The sequence below is a fragment of the Mycolicibacterium diernhoferi genome, assembly GCF_019456655.1.
GTDB classification, from domain to species: Bacteria; Actinomycetota; Actinomycetes; order Mycobacteriales; family Mycobacteriaceae; genus Mycobacterium; species Mycobacterium diernhoferi.
On sequence record NZ_CP080332.1, the window covers coordinates 4,750,606 to 4,769,692 of the forward strand.

Annotated in this window: 19 protein-coding genes; 8 read left to right on the forward strand and 11 right to left on the reverse strand. The window is 68.2% G+C overall.

The window, feature by feature from the left end; translation table 11 throughout:
* Positions 1 to 5: 5 nt before the first annotated feature.
* Both K0O62_RS22435 and K0O62_RS22440 read left to right on the forward strand, forming a co-directional pair.
* Positions 6 to 785, forward strand: a complete 780-nt coding sequence (locus tag K0O62_RS22435; RefSeq protein ID WP_073858076.1) for an SDR family NAD(P)-dependent oxidoreductase — start codon at positions 6 to 8, stop codon at positions 783 to 785.
* 21 nt (positions 786 to 806) lie between these two features.
* Positions 807 to 2,027, forward strand: coding sequence for an AI-2E family transporter (locus K0O62_RS22440; protein ID WP_073857948.1), 1,221 nt, complete (start codon positions 807 to 809; stop codon positions 2,025 to 2,027).
* Here the strand turns inward: K0O62_RS22440 and K0O62_RS22445 are convergent.
* Positions 2,024 to 2,668: a DUF4245 domain-containing protein gene (locus tag K0O62_RS22445; RefSeq protein ID WP_073857949.1), complete on the reverse strand. Its 645-nt coding sequence runs from the start codon at positions 2,666 to 2,668 to the stop codon at positions 2,024 to 2,026. The two genes, K0O62_RS22440 and K0O62_RS22445, sit on opposite strands and share 4 nt — an antisense overlap.
* Positions 2,669 to 2,724: 56 nt before the next feature.
* Here K0O62_RS22445 and glpX point away from each other — a divergent pair, with 56 nt between their 5' ends.
* The 4 genes from glpX to K0O62_RS22465 all read left to right on the forward strand — a co-directional run bounded on the left by glpX (position 2,725) and on the right by K0O62_RS22465 (position 6,991).
* Complete coding sequence (gene glpX / locus K0O62_RS22450) at positions 2,725 to 3,753, forward strand: class II fructose-bisphosphatase (RefSeq protein WP_073857950.1); 1,029 nt, start codon at positions 2,725 to 2,727, stop codon at positions 3,751 to 3,753.
* 28 nt (positions 3,754 to 3,781) lie between these two features.
* Positions 3,782 to 5,188, forward strand: coding sequence for a class II fumarate hydratase (locus K0O62_RS22455; protein ID WP_073857951.1), 1,407 nt, complete (start codon positions 3,782 to 3,784; stop codon positions 5,186 to 5,188).
* Between the two features lie 82 nt (positions 5,189 to 5,270).
* A complete protein-coding gene (locus tag K0O62_RS22460; RefSeq protein WP_073857952.1) occupies positions 5,271 to 6,551 on the forward strand; it encodes an MFS transporter in 1,281 nt (426 codons plus the stop codon).
* Positions 6,548 to 6,991, forward strand: a complete 444-nt coding sequence (locus K0O62_RS22465) for a nuclear transport factor 2 family protein (RefSeq protein ID WP_234800194.1) — start codon at positions 6,548 to 6,550, stop codon at positions 6,989 to 6,991. Before K0O62_RS22460 ends, K0O62_RS22465 begins: the two co-directional genes overlap by 4 nt.
* Here the strand turns inward: K0O62_RS22465 and K0O62_RS22470 are convergent.
* The 5 genes from K0O62_RS22470 to K0O62_RS22490 all read right to left on the reverse strand — a co-directional run bounded on the left by K0O62_RS22470 (position 6,978) and on the right by K0O62_RS22490 (position 12,697).
* A complete protein-coding gene (locus tag K0O62_RS22470) occupies positions 6,978 to 7,457 on the reverse strand; it encodes a hypothetical protein (RefSeq protein ID WP_073857954.1) in 480 nt (159 codons plus the stop codon). The genes K0O62_RS22465 and K0O62_RS22470 overlap by 14 nt on opposite strands.
* A 124-nt stretch (positions 7,458 to 7,581) precedes the next feature.
* Positions 7,582 to 8,895: an RNA 5'-3' helicase PhoH2 gene (phoH2, locus tag K0O62_RS22475; protein WP_073857955.1), complete on the reverse strand. Its 1,314-nt coding sequence runs from the start codon at positions 8,893 to 8,895 to the stop codon at positions 7,582 to 7,584.
* A gap of 199 nt (positions 8,896 to 9,094) precedes the next feature.
* The gene (locus tag K0O62_RS22480; RefSeq protein WP_073857956.1) at positions 9,095 to 9,922 is read right to left on the reverse strand and encodes an acyl-ACP desaturase; all 828 of its coding nucleotides are present in this window, start codon (positions 9,920 to 9,922) and stop codon (positions 9,095 to 9,097) included.
* 66 nt (positions 9,923 to 9,988) lie between these two features.
* Positions 9,989 to 11,455 carry a glycine hydroxymethyltransferase gene (locus K0O62_RS22485; RefSeq protein WP_073857958.1) on the reverse strand — a complete coding sequence of 489 codons (1,467 nt, stop codon included), beginning with the start codon at positions 11,453 to 11,455 and terminating at the stop codon, positions 9,989 to 9,991.
* Positions 11,456 to 11,488: 33 nt separating this feature from the next.
* Positions 11,489 to 12,697 (reverse strand): DUF885 domain-containing protein, encoded by a 1,209-nt coding sequence (locus tag K0O62_RS22490; RefSeq protein ID WP_073857959.1) that lies wholly within the window; start codon positions 12,695 to 12,697, stop codon positions 11,489 to 11,491.
* 30 nt (positions 12,698 to 12,727) lie between these two features.
* Here K0O62_RS22490 and coaA point away from each other — a divergent pair, with 30 nt between their 5' ends.
* Complete coding sequence (gene coaA / locus K0O62_RS22495) at positions 12,728 to 13,660, forward strand: type I pantothenate kinase (protein ID WP_073857960.1); 933 nt, start codon at positions 12,728 to 12,730, stop codon at positions 13,658 to 13,660.
* On the opposite strand, the gene K0O62_RS22500 is transcribed toward coaA, so the two are convergent.
* The 4 genes from K0O62_RS22500 to K0O62_RS22515 form a co-directional block, all read right to left on the reverse strand.
* Positions 13,632 to 15,107 carry an NAD(P)-binding protein gene (locus K0O62_RS22500; protein WP_073857961.1) on the reverse strand — a complete coding sequence of 492 codons (1,476 nt, stop codon included), beginning with the start codon at positions 15,105 to 15,107 and terminating at the stop codon, positions 13,632 to 13,634. The two genes, coaA and K0O62_RS22500, sit on opposite strands and share 29 nt — an antisense overlap.
* A 79-nt stretch (positions 15,108 to 15,186) precedes the next feature.
* Positions 15,187 to 15,597, reverse strand: a complete 411-nt coding sequence (locus tag K0O62_RS22505; protein ID WP_073857962.1) for a hypothetical protein — start codon at positions 15,595 to 15,597, stop codon at positions 15,187 to 15,189.
* A 107-nt stretch (positions 15,598 to 15,704) separates the two neighbouring features.
* On the reverse strand, positions 15,705 to 17,063 hold the full coding sequence (locus K0O62_RS22510; RefSeq protein ID WP_073857963.1) for a hypothetical protein: 1,359 nt from the start codon (positions 17,061 to 17,063) through the stop codon (positions 15,705 to 15,707).
* Positions 17,064 to 17,067: 4 nt separating this feature from the next.
* Positions 17,068 to 17,865: a (2Z,6E)-farnesyl diphosphate synthase gene (locus tag K0O62_RS22515; RefSeq protein WP_073857964.1), complete on the reverse strand. Its 798-nt coding sequence runs from the start codon at positions 17,863 to 17,865 to the stop codon at positions 17,068 to 17,070.
* Positions 17,866 to 17,920: 55 nt separating this feature from the next.
* Here K0O62_RS22515 and trhA point away from each other — a divergent pair, with 55 nt between their 5' ends.
* Positions 17,921 to 18,664, forward strand: a complete 744-nt coding sequence (gene trhA / locus K0O62_RS22520) for a PAQR family membrane homeostasis protein TrhA (protein WP_073857965.1) — start codon at positions 17,921 to 17,923, stop codon at positions 18,662 to 18,664.
* Positions 18,665 to 18,718: 54 nt separating this feature from the next.
* On the opposite strand, the gene K0O62_RS22525 is transcribed toward trhA, so the two are convergent.
* A complete protein-coding gene (locus K0O62_RS22525; RefSeq protein WP_073857966.1) occupies positions 18,719 to 19,087 on the reverse strand; it encodes a nuclear transport factor 2 family protein in 369 nt (122 codons plus the stop codon).

Here is a 19,087-nt window from a genome sequence, read left to right on the forward strand (position 1 = left end):
CGGGCATGAAGACAGCGATAGTGGTCGGTGGCGCCTCCGGCATCGGTTGGGCCTCCGCGCGGGCGTTGGCCGCCGACGGCTACCGCGTCGTGATCGCCGACCGCAATGCCGAGGGTGCCGCGGCCCGCGCCGCGGAACTCGGCGATCCGCACACTGCTGCCGGCGTCGACGTCGTCGACGAGGGATCGGTGGCAACACTTTTCGACCAGGTGGCAGCCTCCGGGGCGAGCGAAGCGACGGGCGACGGTATCGACGTGGTGGTGAGCTGCGCCGGCTTCTCCAACATCGGCCTCATCGTCGATCTGGCGGTGGAGGACTTCCGGGCCGTCGTGGACGTCTGCCTCACCGGCGCCTTCATCGTCGCCAAGTACGCCGGGCGCCGGCTACGCGAGGGCGGCTCGCTGATCTCCATCTCCTCACTCAATGCGCGCCAGCCCGCCATCGGGATGAGCGCCTACTGTGCGGCCAAGGCGGGGCTGTCGATGCTCACCCAGGTCGCCGCACTCGAGTTGGCGCCGCGCGGGATCCGGGTCAACGCCGTGGCACCGGGGTTCGTGCACACCCCACTGACCGAAGGCGCGGCCCTGGTCCCCGGCGTGGTCGAGGAGTACGTGGAGAACACGCCGCTGGGCCGGGCCGGCACCCCGGAGGACATCGCGGAGGCGGTCGTCTTCCTCACCAAGTCCTCCTGGCTGACCGGCGAGGTGCTCGATCTCAACGGCGGATCCCACATGTTGCGCTACCCCGACGTGATCGGGCACATCATGAAGCTCGCGCAAGCATGAACAACACTGTCAAATAGACGGGTGAATACCGAGTTCACCGTCGGCCAGCGGCGGGCCCTGGCGATCGCGACGGTCGTCGCCCTCGCCTTCGGCGCGTACTTCCTGCGCGGGTTCTTCATGCTCATCGTGGTCGCCGCCGTGGTGGCCTACCTGTTCGACCCGCTCTACGAGCGATTGCGCAAGCGGTTCAGCTCCGGGCTGTCGGCCACCCTCACCCTGTTCGCGGCGCTGGCCACCGTGATCGTGCCGATCAGTGCCGCGGTGGCGATCGGCGTCGTGCAGATCTCCCACATGGTGCGTTCGGTCGCCGATTGGGTGGGGCAGACCGATCTGAGCACGCTCGGCGACCGGTCGCTGCGACTGGTGAACGAACTGCTCGACCGGGTGCCGTTTCTGCAGAGCACCAACATCACCGCCGAGCAGGTGCAGGAATGGGTGGTGAAGTTCGCCCAGCGCGCCGGCGAGTGGGGCCTGTCCTTCCTGCAGGGCGCGGCCGGCGGCCTGTTCGGCGGGGTGACCGCCGCGATCATCTTCCTCTACGTGTTCATCTCGATGCTGGTCAACGGCGATCAGCTACGGCTGCTGATCCGCCGGCTGAACCCGCTGGGTGAGGAGGCCACCGACCTGTACCTGGCCAAGATGGCGGCCATGGTGCGGGGCACCGTCCGCGGCCAGTTCGTCATCGCTCTGGTCCAGGGTGTCGCCGGTGCGATCTCGATCTACCTCGCCGGCTTCCACGACGGGTTCTTCATCTTCGCGATCCTGCTGTCCGCGCTGTCGGTGATCCCACTCGGCGGCGGCATCGTCACCATCCCGTTCGGCATCGGGTTGGTGTTGTTCGGCAACATCGTCGGCGGCATCTTCGTCATCGCCTTCCACCTCCTGGTGGTGACGAACATCGACAATGTGCTGCGCCCGATCCTGGTGCCCAAGGAGGCCAGACTCGACCCCGCGCTGATGCTGCTGTCGGTGTTCGCCGGCATCACCATGTTCGGCTTCCTGGGCATCGTGATCGGCCCCGTCATCATGATCGTCATCGTCACCACCATCAGCGTGTATCTGTGGGTCTACAAGGGTGTCCCGATGGACCTCGGCACCGAAGACGACGAACCCGACAAACCCACCCTGCTCAAACGCCTGATCGCCCGGGCCCGGGCTCGCACCGCCTCGCGCCGCAGGGCGGCGGCGCCGGTGGGAGGCGGTGCGATTGCACCGCCGGTGATCACCCCCGACGCCGACTAGGTGGGCAGCGGTGCCTGCGTCTGCACCGCCCGCGCCAGCGTGCGGAAATCGTCGGGCTTACCGGCGCCGGTGATCGCCAGCTGGACCGTCCCGTCCAGGCGGGTGGTCCAGATCGGTTCCCCCTCGCCCGGCTCGTAGACCACCCAGGTGATGCCGTCGACGTCCTCGGCGCCGGTCGGCACCGCCTCGGGATTGATGGAGCCGACCAGCCGCGCCTCGTCGGCATTGCTCTGCGTCAGGCTCAGGTACATCTTGCTGGGCGCGATGTAGCCCACCCGCGATGTCAGTGCCCGGACCGGCTGCCCGGTCGCCGGGTCGGTGCGGCCCCCGTCGATACCGCCGCGCGAGCCGGAGTTGGGTTGCCAGCCCGCGGGCAGCTCCGGCAGCCTGACCGGGAACTTCAGCACTTCGGCGTCCGCACCCAGGGCGGCCGGGGCGTCGAACGCCGGCACCTCGCCCGCACCGGGACCACTCGGGGCGAACGAGCACATGCCCAGCACGCCGGCCAGCAGAATGCAGATCACCACCAGCGGCGCCATCGACCAGAACATGTCCCGGCCGTCGTGCAACAGCCGGTCCTTGGCGGGGGGCGGAACCGGCACGACGACCGATGCGTCGGGGTCCGGTTCAGAGCTACTCATGACAGCCAGTATCCCAGTTCCCAAAGTTGGACCCGCTAATGGGACAATCTGCAGCCATGACGCCTTCGCGCCGGGAAGCCCCAGACCGCAACCTCGCCCTCGAACTGGTCCGAGTCACCGAAGCAGGAGCCATGGCCGCCGGCCGGTGGGTCGGCCGCGGTGACAAGGAAGGCGGTGACGGAGCCGCCGTCGACGCCATGCGTGAACTGGTCAATTCGGTCTCGATGCGCGGCGTCGTGGTCATCGGCGAGGGCGAGAAGGACAACGCCCCGATGCTCTACAACGGTGAAGAGGTCGGCAACGGGGACGGCCCGGACTGCGACTTCGCCGTCGACCCGGTGGACGGCACCACCCTGATGAGCAAGGGCATGCCGAACGCCATCTCGGTGCTCGCGGTCGCCGAGCGCGGTGCCATGTTCGATCCGTCCGCGGTGTTCTACATGAACAAGATCGCCGGTGGCCCCGACGTCGCCGACTTCATCGACATCACCTCGCCCATCGCGGCGAACATCCAGCGCATCGCCAAGGTGCGCAAGGCCTCGGTGTCGGACGTGACCGTGTGCATCCTGGACCGGCCGCGGCACGCCAAGCTGATGGAGGAGGTCCGCTCGGCCGGTGCCCGCATCCGGCTGATCTCCGACGGTGACGTCGCCGGTGCCATCTCGGCCTGCCGGCCCGAGTCCGGCACCGATCTGCTCGTCGGCATCGGCGGCACCCCCGAGGGCATCATCGCCGCGGCCGCCATCCGCTGCATGGGCGGCGAGATCCAGGCCACCCTGGCCCCCACCGACGACGACGAGCGCCAGAAGGCGATCGACCGCGGTTACGACCTGGACCGCGTGCTCAACACCAAGGATCTGGTCTCGGGCGAGAACGTCTTCTTCTGCGCCACCGGCGTCACCGACGGCGACCTGCTCAAGGGCGTGCGCTACTTCGGCGGCGGCTGCACCACGCAGTCCATCGTGATGCGGTCCAAGTCCGGCACCGTCCGGATGATCGAGGCCTACCACCGGCTGTCCAAGCTCAACGAGTACTCCGCGGTGAACTTCACCGGGGACTCGTCCGCAGCACACCCTCTCCCCTGACCGCATAAGCGACTAGAAAAGGACCCTGATGACCGACAGCGACGTCGAGTACCGCATCGAACACGACACCATGGGTGAGGTCCGGGTTCCGGCCAAGGCCCTGTGGCGGGCGCAGACCCAGCGGGCAGTGGAGAACTTCCCGATCTCGTTCCGCGGTCTGGAGCGCACGCAGATCCGCGCGATGGGCCTGCTCAAGGGTGCCTGTGCCCAGGTGAACAAGGACCTGGGCCTGCTGTCGGCGGAGAAGGCCGACGCCATCATCGCCGCCGCGGCCGAGATCGCCGCCGGCTTGCATGATGACCAGTTCCCCATCGACGTCTTCCAGACCGGGTCGGGCACCAGCTCGAACATGAACGCCAACGAGGTCATCGCCTCCATCGCGGCGGCCAACGGCGTCACGGTGCACCCGAACGACGACGTCAACATGTCGCAGAGCTCGAATGACACCTTCCCCACCGCCACTCATATCGCGGCGACGGAAGCGGCTGTGCGCCATCTGATCCCGGCCCTTGAGGTGCTGCACGAGTCGCTGGCCGTGAAGGCGAAGCAGTGGCGCACCACGGTCAAGTCCGGCCGCACCCACCTGATGGACGCGGTCCCGGTCACCCTGGGCCAGGAGTTCGGCGGTTACGCCCGCCAGATCGAGGCCGGCATCGAACGCGTCAAGGCGACGCTGCCCCGCCTCGGTGAGCTGGCCATCGGCGGCACCGCGGTCGGCACCGGCCTCAACGCCCCCGACGGCTTCGGCGCCAAGGTGGTCGAGGTGCTGGTGAACCAGACCGGTTTGGCCGAATTGCGCACCGCCGCCGACTCTTTCGAGGCGCAGGCGGCCCGCGACGGGCTGGTGGAGGCGTCCGGCGCGCTGAAGACCATCGCGGTATCGCTGACCAAGATCGCCAACGACGTCCGCTGGATGGGTTCGGGCCCGCTGACCGGCCTCGGCGAACTCCAGCTGCCCGACCTGCAGCCGGGTAGCTCGATCATGCCCGGCAAGGTCAACCCGGTGCTGCCCGAGGCGGTCACCCAGGTGGCCGCGCAGGTGATCGGCAACGACGCCGCCGTGGCCGTCGGCGGCCTGTCCGGCGCCTTCGAGCTCAACGTGTACATCCCGATGATGGCGCGCAACGTGCTGGAGTCGTTCACCCTGCTGTCGAACGTCTCGAAGTTGTTCGCCACCAAGTGCATCGACGGCCTGGTGGCCAACGAGGCACACCTGCGTGAGCTGGCCGAGTCCTCACCGTCCATCGTGACCCCGCTGAACTCGGCGATCGGCTACGAGGAGGCCGCCAAGGTCGCCAAGGAGGCCCTCAAGGAGCGCAAGACCATCCGGCAGACGGTCATCGACCGCGGCCTGATCGGCGACAAGCTCTCCGAGGCCGAACTGGACCGCCGCCTCGACGTGCTGGCGATGGCGAAGGTCAAGCCGGGCGAGTAGCCCTCCCCCGCGAGCAATCGCGAATGGCCCCCAAAATTCCGATTTTGGGGGCCATTTTCGTCTTTTCGGTAAAGATGTGGGGATGACCGCGACCACCACCGCGACCACTCCGCGCCGGGCCGCAGTCGCCAGTTTCATCGGCACCACCGTCGAGTTCTACGACTTCCTGATCTACGGCACCGCGGCCGCTTTGGTATTCCCGAAGTTGTTCTTCCCCAGCGCTTCCCCGGCCGCCGGGGTACTGCTGTCCTTCGCCACCTTCGGCGTCGGGTTCGTCGCCCGGCCGTTGGGCGGAATCGTGTTCGGGCACTTCGGCGACCGGCTGGGCCGCAAACGGATGCTGGTGTATTCGCTTCTGCTGATGGGCGGTTCGACCGTCGCGATGGGCCTGCTGCCCACCTACGCCCAACTCGGCGTCGCGGCACCGCTGCTGTTGACGCTGCTGCGGTTGCTGCAGGGCTTCGCGGTCGGCGGCGAATGGGGCGGGGCGACCCTGATGGCCGTCGAACACGCACCCCCGCAGCACAAAGGCTTCTACGGCGCATTCCCGCAGATGGGCGCGCCGGCCGGTACCGCCGTCGCCACCTGCGCGTTCTACGTGGTGTCCCAGTTGCCCGACGATCAGTTCCTGTCCTGGGGTTGGCGGATCCCGTTTCTGGCCAGCGCGATTCTCATCGTGATCGGCCTGGTGATCCGGTTGTCGTTGACCGAGAGCCCGGATTTCGCCGTCGTACAGGAGCGGTCGGCGGTCCTCGCACTGCCGATCGCCGAGGCCTTCCGCCGGCACTGGCGTCAGATCCTGCTGGTGGCCGGCGCCTACCTGTCCCAGGGCGTGTTCGCCTATATCTGCGTGGCCTATCTGGTGTCCTACGGCACCACCGTCGCCGGAATCGGGCGCACCGAAGCCCTTTTCGGTGTCCTCGTGGCGGCGGTGGTCGCGGTGGGAACCTACCCGGTGTTCGGGGCGCTCTCGGATCGGGTGGGCCGCAAACCGGTGTTCGTCGGCGGCGTCATCGCGATGGGTGTGGCGGTGCTGCCGACATTCGCCCTGATCGACACCGGCCGGCCCGGACTGTTCCTGGTGGCGCTGGTGCTCATCTTCGGGTTGGCGATGGCCCCGGCCGCCGGGGTGACCGGCTCGCTGTTCAGTCTGGTGTTCGACGCCGACGTGCGCTACAGCGCGGTGTCCATCGGGTACACGCTGTCCCAGGTCGTCGGCTCGGCGTTCGCGCCGACCATCGCCGTCGCCCTGTACAGCGCCACCGGCAGCAGCGATTCCATCGCCGCCTATCTCATCGGCGTTTCTGTGATTTCGGTGATTGCGGCGGCACTGCTGCCGGGAAGGTGGGGACGGAGTCCATGACCGATGACGACATGACCGATGCCGAACTGAGGATCCGGGTCGGTGTCGGCCACCTGATGGCCAGCTACCAGTATCTGGCCGACACCGGCAAGGTCGAGCGGTTGGCCCAACTGTTCGCTCCCGACGGGGTGCTGGAGATCGGGGACGAGAAGTGGGTGGGTCCCGAGGCGATCCTGGCGATGTTCGTCGACACCGCGCAGCGGTTCACCGCTGCCGACTTCCTGCCCGCCCGCCATCATCTGAGCTCGATCTACATCGAACCCCGCCCGGACGGCAGCGCGAGAACCTACGCGTGCTTCCAGTTCATCGGTACCCGGGGGCTGGACCACTGGGGCACCTACCGCGACACCGCCATACCCGGGCCGGACGGCTGGCTGTTCGCGCACCGGCGGGTGATCACCGAGGGCTTCGCCGCAGGCTCGCGGCTCAGTCCGGCTTGACGCCCGGCTCCTCACCTTCGGGCTCCTCACCTTCGGGCTCCTCACCTTCGGGCGCGTAGGCCGCCGTGTTGATCGCGGTGCCGCCGATACCGGCCGCCGCCGAGGCGATGTTCAGGGTGGCCGAGTGCGGGGCCGGCGGTTCCGGCGCCTGCGGTTGGGGTTCGTCGAGCCGGTAGTGCCGCGACAAGCTCTCGGCGTCCTCGACCGTCACGCCTGCACCGACCCGGACCGTCGGCGCCTCCTTGACGGCCTGCTTGGTCACCGTGACCGTGACGGCACGGCCTTCCTGTCGACAGCCGGCCAGCGGCACCAAAGTCTGTGACATCCCGAGGAATCCGGTGTTCACCTCGCCCCACTTCGGCACCCGGGTCGGTCCGTCCACGAACAGTTTCCGGATCCTGCCGATCTTCTGTCCGTCCACGTCGTAGGCGACCGCACCGACGTACTTCTCTACCAACGTCGTCATGGAGCACCCCTATCCGATTGATCCGTCTTCGCCCGTTCGGATAGCCGTCACCCGCCGTCGGCAAACATCGCCGTTTGTGGAGCCTTGGCCGGAATGGTTCCGGACAAGGCTCCACAACTCACGCTCAGGGCAGGGCGTTGGGGCTGATCTCCTCCAGCATCTCGGTGACCAGCGCGGCGATCGGGGACCGCTCACTGCGCATCAGGGTGATGTGCGCGAACAACGGGTGCCCCTTGAGCTTCTCGATGACGGCGGCGACACCGTCATGCCGGCCGACCCGCAGATTGTCGCGCTGGGCGACGTCGTGGGTGAGCACCACCCGCGACCCCGATCCCAACCGGGACAGCACCGTCAGCAGCACATTGCGTTCCAGCGACTGCGCCTCGTCGACGATGACGAACGAATCGTGCAGCGACCGGCCGCGAATGTGGGTGAGCGGCAAGACTTCCAGCATGCCGCGGGAGAGCACCTCCTCCAGCACCGCCGGGCTGGCCAACCCCTCCAGGGTGTCGAAGACGGCCTGCGCCCACGGGCCCATCTTCTCGCTCTCGCTGCCGGGCAGATAACCCAGATCCTGGCCGCCCACCGCGTAGAGCGGCCGGAAGACCACGACCTTGCGTTGGGTGCGCCGCTCCAGCACGGCCTCCAGCCCCGCGCACAGCGCCAGCGCCGATTTACCGGTGCCGGCCTTGCCGCCGAGGGAGACGATGCCGACCGACTCGTCGAGCAGCAGATCCAGCGCCACGCGCTGTTCGGCGGACCTTCCCCGGAGGCCGAACACCTCGCGATCACCACGAACCAGCTGCACCCGCTTGTCGGGGTTCACCCGGCCCAGCGCCGAGGAGTTACCGCCCAGCAGCCGAACACCGGTGTGGCAGGGCAGATCCCGCGCCGTGGCCAGGTCCAGCTCGCCATCGGCGAAGATCGTGTCGACATCCTTGGCGGACACCTCGAGTTCGTCCATGCCGGTCCAGCCCGAGGTCACCACGTCCTGGGCGTGATACTCGTCGGCGGCCAGCCCGACCGCGCCGGCCTTGACCCGCAGCGGGATGTCCTTGCTCACCAGCGTGACCAGTTTGCCCTCGGCGGCCAGGTTGGCCGCGACCGTCAGGATGCGGGCGTCGTTGCTGTCGTTACGGAAACCCGCGGGCAGCACCGAGGGGTCACTGTGGTTGAGCTCGACCTGTAACGTGCCGCCCTCGGTCCCGACCGGAATCGGCTGGTCCAGCCGCCCGTGTTCCAGACGTAGGTCGTCGAACAGACGCAGGGCCTGGCGGGCGAACCAGCCAAGCTCGTGATGGTGCCGTTTGGCCTCCAACTCGCTGATAACCACGAGAGGGACGACCACCTCATGCTCGGCGAACCGTGTGCATGCCCAGGGATCAGACAGCAGCACGGAGGTGTCGAGCACGTAGGTCCGGATCGGCGAATCGGTCACGAGGCGCTCCTAGACCCCCGCGGCCCCGCGGAAGCGTTTCGGCGGGCACCGCGGTACCGAGGACCGGGGCCGGTCCCGTTCTCGCGAAAAGATCGGTACCGCCCGGACAGCAAAGCAATTCGCTAGCCATCGGAATCGACGCTACTCCCGGTCAACGGGGTGCGCCGGGCAGGCGCGCCGGGCCAACCGGCACAACAGGTTACGCGCTGGTGAACTCTTGTAACTCTGGTTCCTGGCCGAGGCCCCAGGCCGCGATCTGGTCGGCGATCACCTGGCGCTTGGCCGCATCGTCGAAGATGCCGGCCTCGGCGACCACGGCGCGCTTGTCGGCGTAGGCGTCGATGTCACCGCCGACGACGTCGAACGCGGCGGCCCGCGACGCGATGGCGGCGATCGTCTCTTCCCGAGCGGTGCCCAGGCAGTGCGCGACCAGGTTGCCGAAGAACTCCGTGTGGCGTTCCTCGTCGGCGGCGATCCGGCCCAGCAGGCCCTTCAGGGTGGGCTCCGGAGCCTGGGCCTCCAGGTTGCGGGTGAACACCGCATGCGAGCGCTCGAAGAACGCCATGAACACCAGCGTCTCGATCTGGGTCAGGCGGTCGGCGCGGTAGCCCTTCATCACGTGCTCGACGCGGACGTCTTCGTTGGCGGCCGGGTCGACTTCCCGGGTGACCACCAGGTAGTTGCGCAGCGCGATGGCGTGCAGATGCTCTTCGGCGGTCCACCGGCCCAGCCAGCGTCCCCACCTGTCCTCGAGGATGAAGTGCTCGACGAGTTCGCGGTGGTGCGCGGCGAGGTTGTCCTTGGTGATCAGCAGGATCTCGCAGGCATCGGTCACCGGCTTGGGCAGCGTCACATCGGACGGCTCCCAGTCCTTGCCGCCGAGGAAGGCGAAGTTCTCGCCCTGGTCGAACGGCACGTAGTCATGCCCATACCAGGGTGCCTCGGTGGCGAGGTGCCGTGACAGGTTCTCCGCCACGACCGGCTCGAGTTCGAGGGTCAGCGCATTCGCAACGGGTTTCTCAGCCATGAAAGTAACTGTAACCCGTCGACACACGTTCCTCGAAATTGCGTCCCGCGTGTCAAGCCACGGAGGTCAGAGGGTCAGCCCGGGGTACAGCGGGTTGGCCTCGAGGATCTCCGCCGACGCCGCGTGCACCCGGTCGGCCACCCCGTCGGCCAGCGTGTACTTGGCCTTGGAGGGGCCATTCGAGGCCGCGGTCGGCTGGGTGTTCTTCAGCACCTCGACCACCAGGTCGGCGACCCGGTCGAACTCGGCGGCGCCGAATCCGCGGGTGGTCAGCGCCGGGGTGCCGAACCGGATGCCGCTGGTGTACCAGGCCCCGTTGGGGTCGGCCGGGATGGCGTTGCGGTTGGTGACGACGCCGGCGTCCAGCAGCGCGGACTCGGCCTGCCGGCCGGTCAGCCCGAACGAGGTCACGTCCAGCAGCACCAGGTGGTTGTCGGTGCCGCCGGTGACCAGCGTGGCGCCCCGCTTGAGGAAGCCGTCGGCGAGCGCCTTGGCGTTGTCGGCGACGCGCTGCGCGTACTCCCGGAACGCGGGCTGGCGGGCCTCGGCCAGCGCGACCGCCTTGGCCGCCATCACGTGGCTCAGCGGACCGCCCAACACCATCGGGCAGCCCTTGTCGACGGCGGGTGCGAACTCCTCGGTGGCCAGCACCAGGCCGCCGCGCGGGCCGCGCAGCGACTTGTGCGTGGTGGTGGTGGTGACGTGGGCGAACGGCACCGGGTCCTCGTCCCCGGTGAACACCTTGCCGGCCACCAGACCGGCGAAGTGCGCCATGTCGACCATCAGGGTGGCGCCCACCTCGTCGGCGATCTCGCGCATCTTGGCGAAGTTCACCCGGCGCGGGTAGGCGGAGTAGCCGGCGACCAGGATCAGCGGCTTGAACTCGCGGGCGGCCGCGGCGACGGCGTCGTAGTCGATCAGCCCGGTCTGCGCGTCGGTGCCGTAGCTGCGCTGGTGGAACATCTTGCCGGAGATGTTGGGCCGGAACCCGTGCGTCAGGTGCCCGCCGGTGTCCAGCGACATGCCCAGCAGCCGCTGGTTGCCCAGCTTGTTGCGCAGCTTCTCCCAGTCCGCCTCGGACAGGTCGTTGACGTGCTTGGCGCCCATTTCGGCCAGTCCGGGCGCCTCGATGCGGGTGGCCAGGATGGCCCAGAACGCCACCAGGTTGGCGTCGATGCCGGAGTGCGGCTGCGCGTAGGCGTAGGGGGCGCCGAACAGTTCGCGGGCGTGCTCGGCGGCGAGCGACTCGACGGTGTCGACGTTCTGGCAGGCGGCGTAGAACCGATGCCCGACGGTGCCCTCGGCGTACTTGTCGGAGAACCAGGTGCCCATGGTCAGCAGCACGGCCGGGGACGCGTAGTTCTCGCTGGCGATCAGCTTGAGCGAGTCACGCTGGTCGGCAAGCTCTTTACGGGTCGCGGCGGCCACGCGGGGTTCGACGGACTCGATCACGGCCAGCGCGGCCCGGTAAGCCTCGCTGGCGGTGGCGGCGTACTCAACGCCCGGAGCGGTCAACGACGAGTCGGCAGTCATGGGGTCAGCCTATCGCCCTGGCGATGGCCGTCCTCAGCGCAGGCTGGACGGGATCAGCGGCTCGTCGAGCAGCCGGCCGAACCGCTCGGTCAGCGACACTTCGGCCGGCCGGTCGTCCAGCCAGGCCTTCAGCAACCGGTACCCCTCGACGTAGGTGCTGGTGTAGGCCCGCCACAGCGGCGAGGACAGGAATCGCAGCATCTGCCGGGCCCGCTCGTCGCTGACCAGCAGCCAGCGGCTCAGATAGGCGGCGACGTCGTCGACGTCACGGTGCTCGTCGTGCAGCATCAATGCCGCGTCCTGGCGGACGTCGGCCAGCGCGGCCGCGGCCTCGGAGATGGCCGCCGAGCGTTCCCCGTCGAACCGCAGCCCCAGATCGGCATAGATCTCGGACGCCCAGGCGCCCCAGTCCGGCCCTTGCACCGCGTACAGCGCCAGATCCGCCAGCCCCTCGGCCATCAGGCACTGGGGGGTGTTGACCAGGAAGATGGTCTGCTCGTCCTGGTTCTTGCCCTCCACCAACCCGAATTCCTTGCGGCAATGCTCGGTGTGGTGGCCGGGATAGGACTCGTGTGCGACCAGCCGTGGCAGGTTCGACATCTGCTGTTTGAGGTCGGCGTTGACCGCCACCGTGGACTGGTAGTTGCCCTTGTAGTAGTTGAACCCCGACCACGGTTTGTCGGTGACGACCTCGTAGGTGATGGTCTCGCCGTCGGGCAGCGGGTAGGTGGCGCGCACGGTGTCGCGCAGCGCCGAGGAGAACGCGTGGATGCTCTCCTCCAGGCGCTCCGGCGGGATCTCCTCGGCGGCGCGGTAGGCCTGCAGGCGCTGGGCCAACGGGCCGCTGCCGCCCAGAGCCTCGTCGAGGCGGCGGTGCGCGTCGCGGTACCGGTCGGGGTCGCCCTTGGCGATGTCGACGTCGAAGTATTCGCGGACCTCTTCGACGAATCCCACGTCCTGTCCGGCGAACTTGCGGCCCGCGCAGGCCAGCGCCTTGAGGTGCGCGGCCAGATAACCCGAACGCTGGGCATCCAGCCCGTCGGCGTGCGGCACCTCTTCCAGCAGCCGCTGGGCTTGACGAGCCAGGTCGGCCGGGTCCGGGGTGGGCTCGTCGGCGACCTGGCGACGCAGCGCCGCATCCCCGGTGAAGGAGTCCACATAGCCCTCCTCGACCCGGTCGAAGCGCAACCCGAGGAGCAAGTACTCACGGATCAACGTGCCGGAATCCATACCCGCGTTCATTCCGACAACGTTAGATGCAAGACTGACCACATGCCGCGGCCCAGCGAGCCGAGCCCATATGTGGAGTTCGACCGGACCCAATGGCGCTCGTTGCGTATGGCGACCCCCTTGAAACTCACCGAAGCCGAGCTGGTCGGGCTGCGCGGTCTGGGCGAGTCCGTCGACCTGCTGGAGGTCGAAGAGGTCTACCTGCCGCTGGCCCGACTGATCCATCTGCAGGTCGCCGCACACCAGCGGCTGTTCTCCGCGACCGCGGAGTTCCTCGGCGAACAGACCTCAGACCGTCCGGTGCCGTTCATCATCGGGGTGGCCGGCAGCGTGGCCGTCGGCAAGTCCACCACCGCGCGCGTGCTGAAGGCGCTGCTGGCCCGCTGGGAGCATCACCCGCGCGTCGATCTGGTGACCACCGACGGCTTCCTCTACCCCAATGCCGAGTTGGGGCGGCGGAATCTGATGCACCGCAAAGGTTTTCCGGAGAGTTACGACCGCCGGGCGCTGATGCGGTTCGTCACCGCGGTGAAATCGGGGGCCGACAGGGCCTGCGCCCCGGTGTATTCGCACCTGATCTACGACATCGTGCCCGGCGAGACGCAGATGATCCGCCAGCCGGACATTCTCATCATGGAGGGGCTGAACGTCCTGCAGACCGGTCCGGCGCTGATGGTCTCGGACCTGTTCGACTTCTCACTGTACGTCGACGCGCGGGTCGAGGACATCGAGCAGTGGTACATCTCGCGCTTCCTGTCCATGCGCGCCGGCGCGTTCGCCGACCCGGCTTCGCATTTCCACCATTACTCCACGTTGACCGACGAGCAGGCCGAGTTCGCCGCGCGCGACATCTGGCATTCGATCAACCGTCCCAACCTGATCGAGAACATCCTGCCCACCCGCCCGCGGGCCACCCTGGTGCTGCGCAAGGACGCCGACCACTCCATCAACCGGCTGCGACTGCGGAAGCTCTGAGCACCGAATCCAGTGGGCCGCAACGCACCTCGAAGCGTTCCCCGATGGTGTCCAGGGTGTGCCGCAACCCTGCGGACTCGCCGCGGTGGGTGCGCATGAACCACAGTGCCGCGGCGGTCCGCCGGTGCCACGGATACCACCGGTCGAAGTCCAGCCCGCACTCGTTGAAAACACCGACCGGCACCGCATCGGCGATCAGGCCGAGGTTGTACCGGGCCAGCGTGAACATCGCGAAAGGCATCACCGCCTTGCTGCGGTGCAGCAGCTCCTGCAGATCCAGTGCGTAGAGCGGGATGTCGCGCAGCTTGTCCAGCATCATCAGATGCGTCATGAAGTAGCCCTCGTACGAGGTGAAATGCATTGTTGCCGAGCGGGTCTGGATCGACAGCACGGTACCGTCGTCGTTGGTGTACGGCTCATATGGCTGCTCGGTGTTTCCCAGGTAGCCGGTGCAATTGACCAGCCAGCTGCCCGCCGGGACGCGTTTGGCCGCACCGTCGTCGAGCACCAGGTCCACCCCGTCGTCGGCGTCCACCGCGTCGACGAGGTGGCCCATCACGGCCTCACCGAGACCGGCGGCGATCGTCCGGCTCTCCGCCTCGGAGAGCACCCCGAGCAGGAAGTTGTCGGCACGGGCCGTCGGGCCGGTGCCGAATCGTTCCCGCATCCATCGGGCAACCTCGTGTTCGTTGGTGCCGTCGAACAGGTGCGACAACTCGCCCGACAGCGCGCTGAGCGTCTTGCCGCCCCACCATCTCTGTGCACCGTCCGGAAAGAACCGGTCGCGGCTGGAGAAGAAGGTGCCCGAGCCGGCCAGCATGTTGATCTCACGTCCCGGATTGCGGGTGATCAGGGCGTGCGCGGTGTCCATCGCGGTCTTGCCGCTGCCGATGATCCACACCGCAGCGGTGTCGGCGGCGATCTCACCGCCGCGCATATCGCAGAAATCCGGGGACACCGAGCGCACCCGGGTGCTGGAGACCTGCAGCGGGTCGTTGGTGCCGATCCCGAAGCCGTAGGCCTTGATCAGCCGGCCCGTCTCGAGCACGTGGTCATCTCCGGAACCGGTCCGGCAGACCACGCGGACGCCCCCGTCGTGGGCAGTATCGGACACATACGACCAGCCGAGCCACTCCTCCACCTGTACCCGCTGCCGGATCTGGGCCAGGCAGTGGGCGAAATGGTCGAGCACCTCGTCCTTGGTGGCCAGGTAGCCCGGGTCCCGGTCGAGGGTCCAGGCGATGTTGCCGGCGGTGAACATTCCGTGCGGTTGGTGCAGCCGGACATACGGGTAGACATCGACCCACATCCCGCCGACCCGGGGGCGGCGGTCCAGCAGGACGACTTTCTGGTCTGCACGCAGGTACCGGCTCGCGGCGAACAGTGCGTTCAACCCGGCGAGACCGGCACCCACGATGCAGACGTCACAGGAATCGACAGTGGTCACGGATCCTCCTCGGACGAGTCAGTCCACTGTGACCCGACCGCACCGAGCCGACCCGAGTAGCGGGTTACTCGGGTTTGGCTCAGGCCGTCAGCCGGCGGACCCCGATGTACTGCAGTTCGGCCATCACCAGGGTGTACAGGCCGGTCACGATGACCGCCGCGGTGCCCACCCCGGTCAATCCGAACATGCCGGTGAGCAGCACCGCGGCGGCGATGGCGGTGCACGCCAGGTTGGCGATGACGACGGCGATCCCGCCGGGGCGCACCTGGTCGAGGGCGGCCAGCGCCAGCACGACGACGCCGTAGACCACCGAGAAGACGCCGACGCCGAGTTCGACGGCCCGGGGCAGACCGGTGATGTCGGCGGCCCAGCCGGCCGCAGCCAGCAGGACCACCCCGACGATGCCGACGATGATCGCGTCGGCGCGCATGGCCAGGCGCAGCAGCGCGTCGCGGGCGGTGGATACGGCGGGAACGGAGATGGCGGACATGGTGTTCCTTTCATTCGGTTCAGGACACCCCCGACCCTGCCCGCGGGCCGCTGCCGACTCGACGCGTAACGCTGCCAAAGACTGCCAACCGCAGGTCACGGCCGCGGTCAGGGCACCTGTGCCAGCGTCCCGCCGCGCAGATCGGCGGCGATCACCCGGGCCGCCGCGTTCTGCCAGTTGTGCAGGGACCGCTGCGGCACCTCGGTGACCAACCATTGCCAGGCCTGCCGAGCCACCGGGTCGAGCCCGGCCGCGGTCGCGTTCTGGGCGTATGCGCGCACCCCGACGACGTACGGGAAGTACAGCGAGTTGTAGTGCCGCCACTGCTCGGTGGTGCCGAAGTCGCCGCCCTCGCGCGGTTTGAGCGCCGAGATGCGGTCGGCCAGCAGTGCCTTCAGCTCGTTGGCCCGTTCCAGCGGGCGGTCCGCTGCGCCGCGGGCGGCCAGCCGGGCATCGATGGCGGGCAGCGCGGTCAACGGGCTGGCGACCAGTTTGGACAGATCGCCGTAGTGCCCCAGCGCGCGCCGGGTCAGCCGGGCGAAGGTGTCGTCGTCGAGATCTTCCAGCGGGTTGCCGGCCCGCAACGGCAGGGCCGCCTCGGTGCCGCGCAACGCGGCCCGCTCTGCGCGCAGACCGGGTGAGCCGGAGAACGTCAGCCGGTCCAGCACCCCGGCCAGCGGGTCGGCCAGCACGTTGATGGCGATGGCGATGGCCAGGCTGGTGAACAGCAGCACGGTCAGGGCGATCTGCCCGGACGCCCCGGTGACCGCCAGACCGATCCCCACCTGCCCGCCGAACAGCACCGCCACCACGGCCGTCGCGGTGAAGGACCGCAGCATGTCCGCGCGCAGCGCCTGCCCCTCGTCGAAGGCGTCCCACAGCGCCACCGCGATCCCGAGCAGCGCCACGTCGAAACCGGTCGACGCCAGCGCCAGCCAGCTGGGCAGCAGGCCCAGCGGGATCACCAGGATCGCGTTGCCGAGCGCGAAGAACAGTGTCGCCACCAGGACGAACCGCACCACCGGGACCGGCTGTGCGGGACGCAGCACGGCGGTCACCATGGCGCCCAGCGACGGCAGCGAGACGGCGGCGAACATCACCCAGTGCCCGGCGCGCAGCGGTCCGTCGACGGATCCGGCCAGCGCGGCGCCGGTGAACGCGACGGCCGCGACCGCGCCGACCAACACGATCTCGCGGACCCGGCTGCGCCACGTCTCGGTGGGGCGGGACAGCTCGAGCAGCACCGCGAACCAGGAGATCCCGGGCAGCGCCACCAGGTAGATCTCGATCTGGCTGAGCAGTCCCGAGGTGGTCTCGGTACGCACCGCGTCCAGGGCCACGACCACAGCGAAGCTGGTCAACCCGGCGGCGGCCAGTACCAGCACCGGCTTTCGGGGATCACGCGCGAGCAGGTACAGCCCGAGCCACCAGCTGAGTGCGAAGACGATCGCCGACAGCCCGGCCACGGTGTTACAGCCCGTGCCGCCGGTGCCGCTGCGTGTAGTCGCGCAACGCACGCAGGAAGTCGACCCGCCGGAACGCCGGCCAGTGCGCCTCGGTGAACCACATCTCCGAATATGCGCTCTGCCACAGCAGGAATCCGGACAGCCGCTGCTCCCCGGAGGTGCGGATGACCAGATCCGGGTCCGGTTGCCCGGAGGTGTACAGGTTCTCCGATATGGCGTCGACGGTCACCGATTCGATGAGCTGCTCGGCGGTCGCACCGTTGGCGAGTTCCTTGCCCAGCAGGGCGCGCACCGCGTCGACGATCTCCTGTCGGCCGCCGTACCCGACGGCGACATTGACCTGCAGGACGCCCGGGGTCGCCGTCCGGACGGTGCTGTCCACCGCCTCCCGCAACCGGCGGGCCGGTTCCTCACCGAGCAGTTCGAGGTCGCCCACGGTGCGCACGCTCCACCGGTTGGCGGGAGCGCAGATCTCCTCGACCACATCGGTGATGATCTCGATCAGCGCGCTCAACTCGTCGGGATCGCGCTGCAGGTTCTCGGTCGAGAGCAGATACACCGTCGTGAGTTCGATGCCCGCGGCCTGGCACCAGCGCAGCATCTCGGCGATCTTCGCCGCACCCTTGCGGTAGCCGTAACTGACGTCGTCGAATCCGGCGTCGCGGGCCCAACGGCGATTACCGTCACACAACACCGCGATGTGGCGTGGAAGTTGGGATCTGGCCTGCGCCAACTCTTTGCGCAACCGCAACTCATACAGCCGGTACGCCGGCTCCTTGAGTCGCGGCGGAATGATCTCCACAACGATCAAGACTACTGTTACTTCGGGATCTTCCATGCCAGACAGCGGAGGTGACATGACGACCCCGATCGACTCCGGCCGTCCGTACCGTTCGGCCGCGGACCCCAGCACCGCCGAAGACCTGCCCGAAGCCGTCGCCGACGGCGTTGCGCAACTCTTGGGCCGACCGCGTGCACGTGGCTGGATTCACCTGTACTCGGCCATAGTGGCGTTCATCGCCGGCGCGGCGCTGGTCGCGGTGTCCTGGTCGATGCAGTCCACCCGCGCCGGGTTGGCCACTTTGCTCTACACGTTCACCATCGTGGCGATGTTCGCCGTCAGCGCCACCTATCACCGGGTGACCTGGCAGTCCGTCCGCGCGCGCACCTGGATGAAGCGGCTCGACCACTCGATGATCTTCCTGTTCATCGCCGGCAGCTATACCCCGTTCGCGCTGCTGGCGCTGCCCGAATCCAAGGGCATGGTGCTGTTCTGGATCGTCTGGGGCGGCGCGATCGCCGGTGTGCTGCTGAAGATGTTCTGGCCGGCGGCCCCGCGCTGGCTCGGGGTGCCGCTCTACATCCTGTTGGGTTGGGTGGCAGCCTGGTTCATCGGCCCGATCATGCACGGCGCCGGGGTGGGCGCGGTGGTGCTGCTGATCGTGGGCGGTGCGCTCTACAGCATCGGCGGCGTGCTGTACGCGCTGAAGTGGCCGAACCCCTGGCCGGCCACGTTCGGCCATCACGAGTTCTTCCATGCCTGCACCGCGGTCGCGGCGATCTGCCACTACATCGCGATGTGGTTCGCCGTCTTCTCGTGATTTCGGCGCGCTGACGTCCGGAAACCGAACGCGAGCGCGCCGAAATCGGCGGGTCTAGAGCTGGGTGACGTCCTGCGGGCCCCAGAACGCCCGCATCGAGGTGATCTGCCCGTCGGCGTTGAACGTCATGACCTCGATCGGTTCGATCTTCATCGCGCCGCCGACGGTGATGGCGAAGACGAAGGCCGCCTCGCTGCCGCCGGCCCGGAAAGACAGCAGCTGCGTGGTGATCTCCGCACCGGAGACGTTCTTGTAGAAGCCGGCGATCGCCTGCCGCCCGATGTGCACCTCACCGCCGCCGACCGGATCCTCCAGGGTGGCGTCCTCGGCATACAACGCGGCGACGTCATCCGCGCTACCGCTGACGACGGTGTCCAGATACCGCTGAACGAATCCTTGCAAGACATCGGGCTCGAAGCTCAT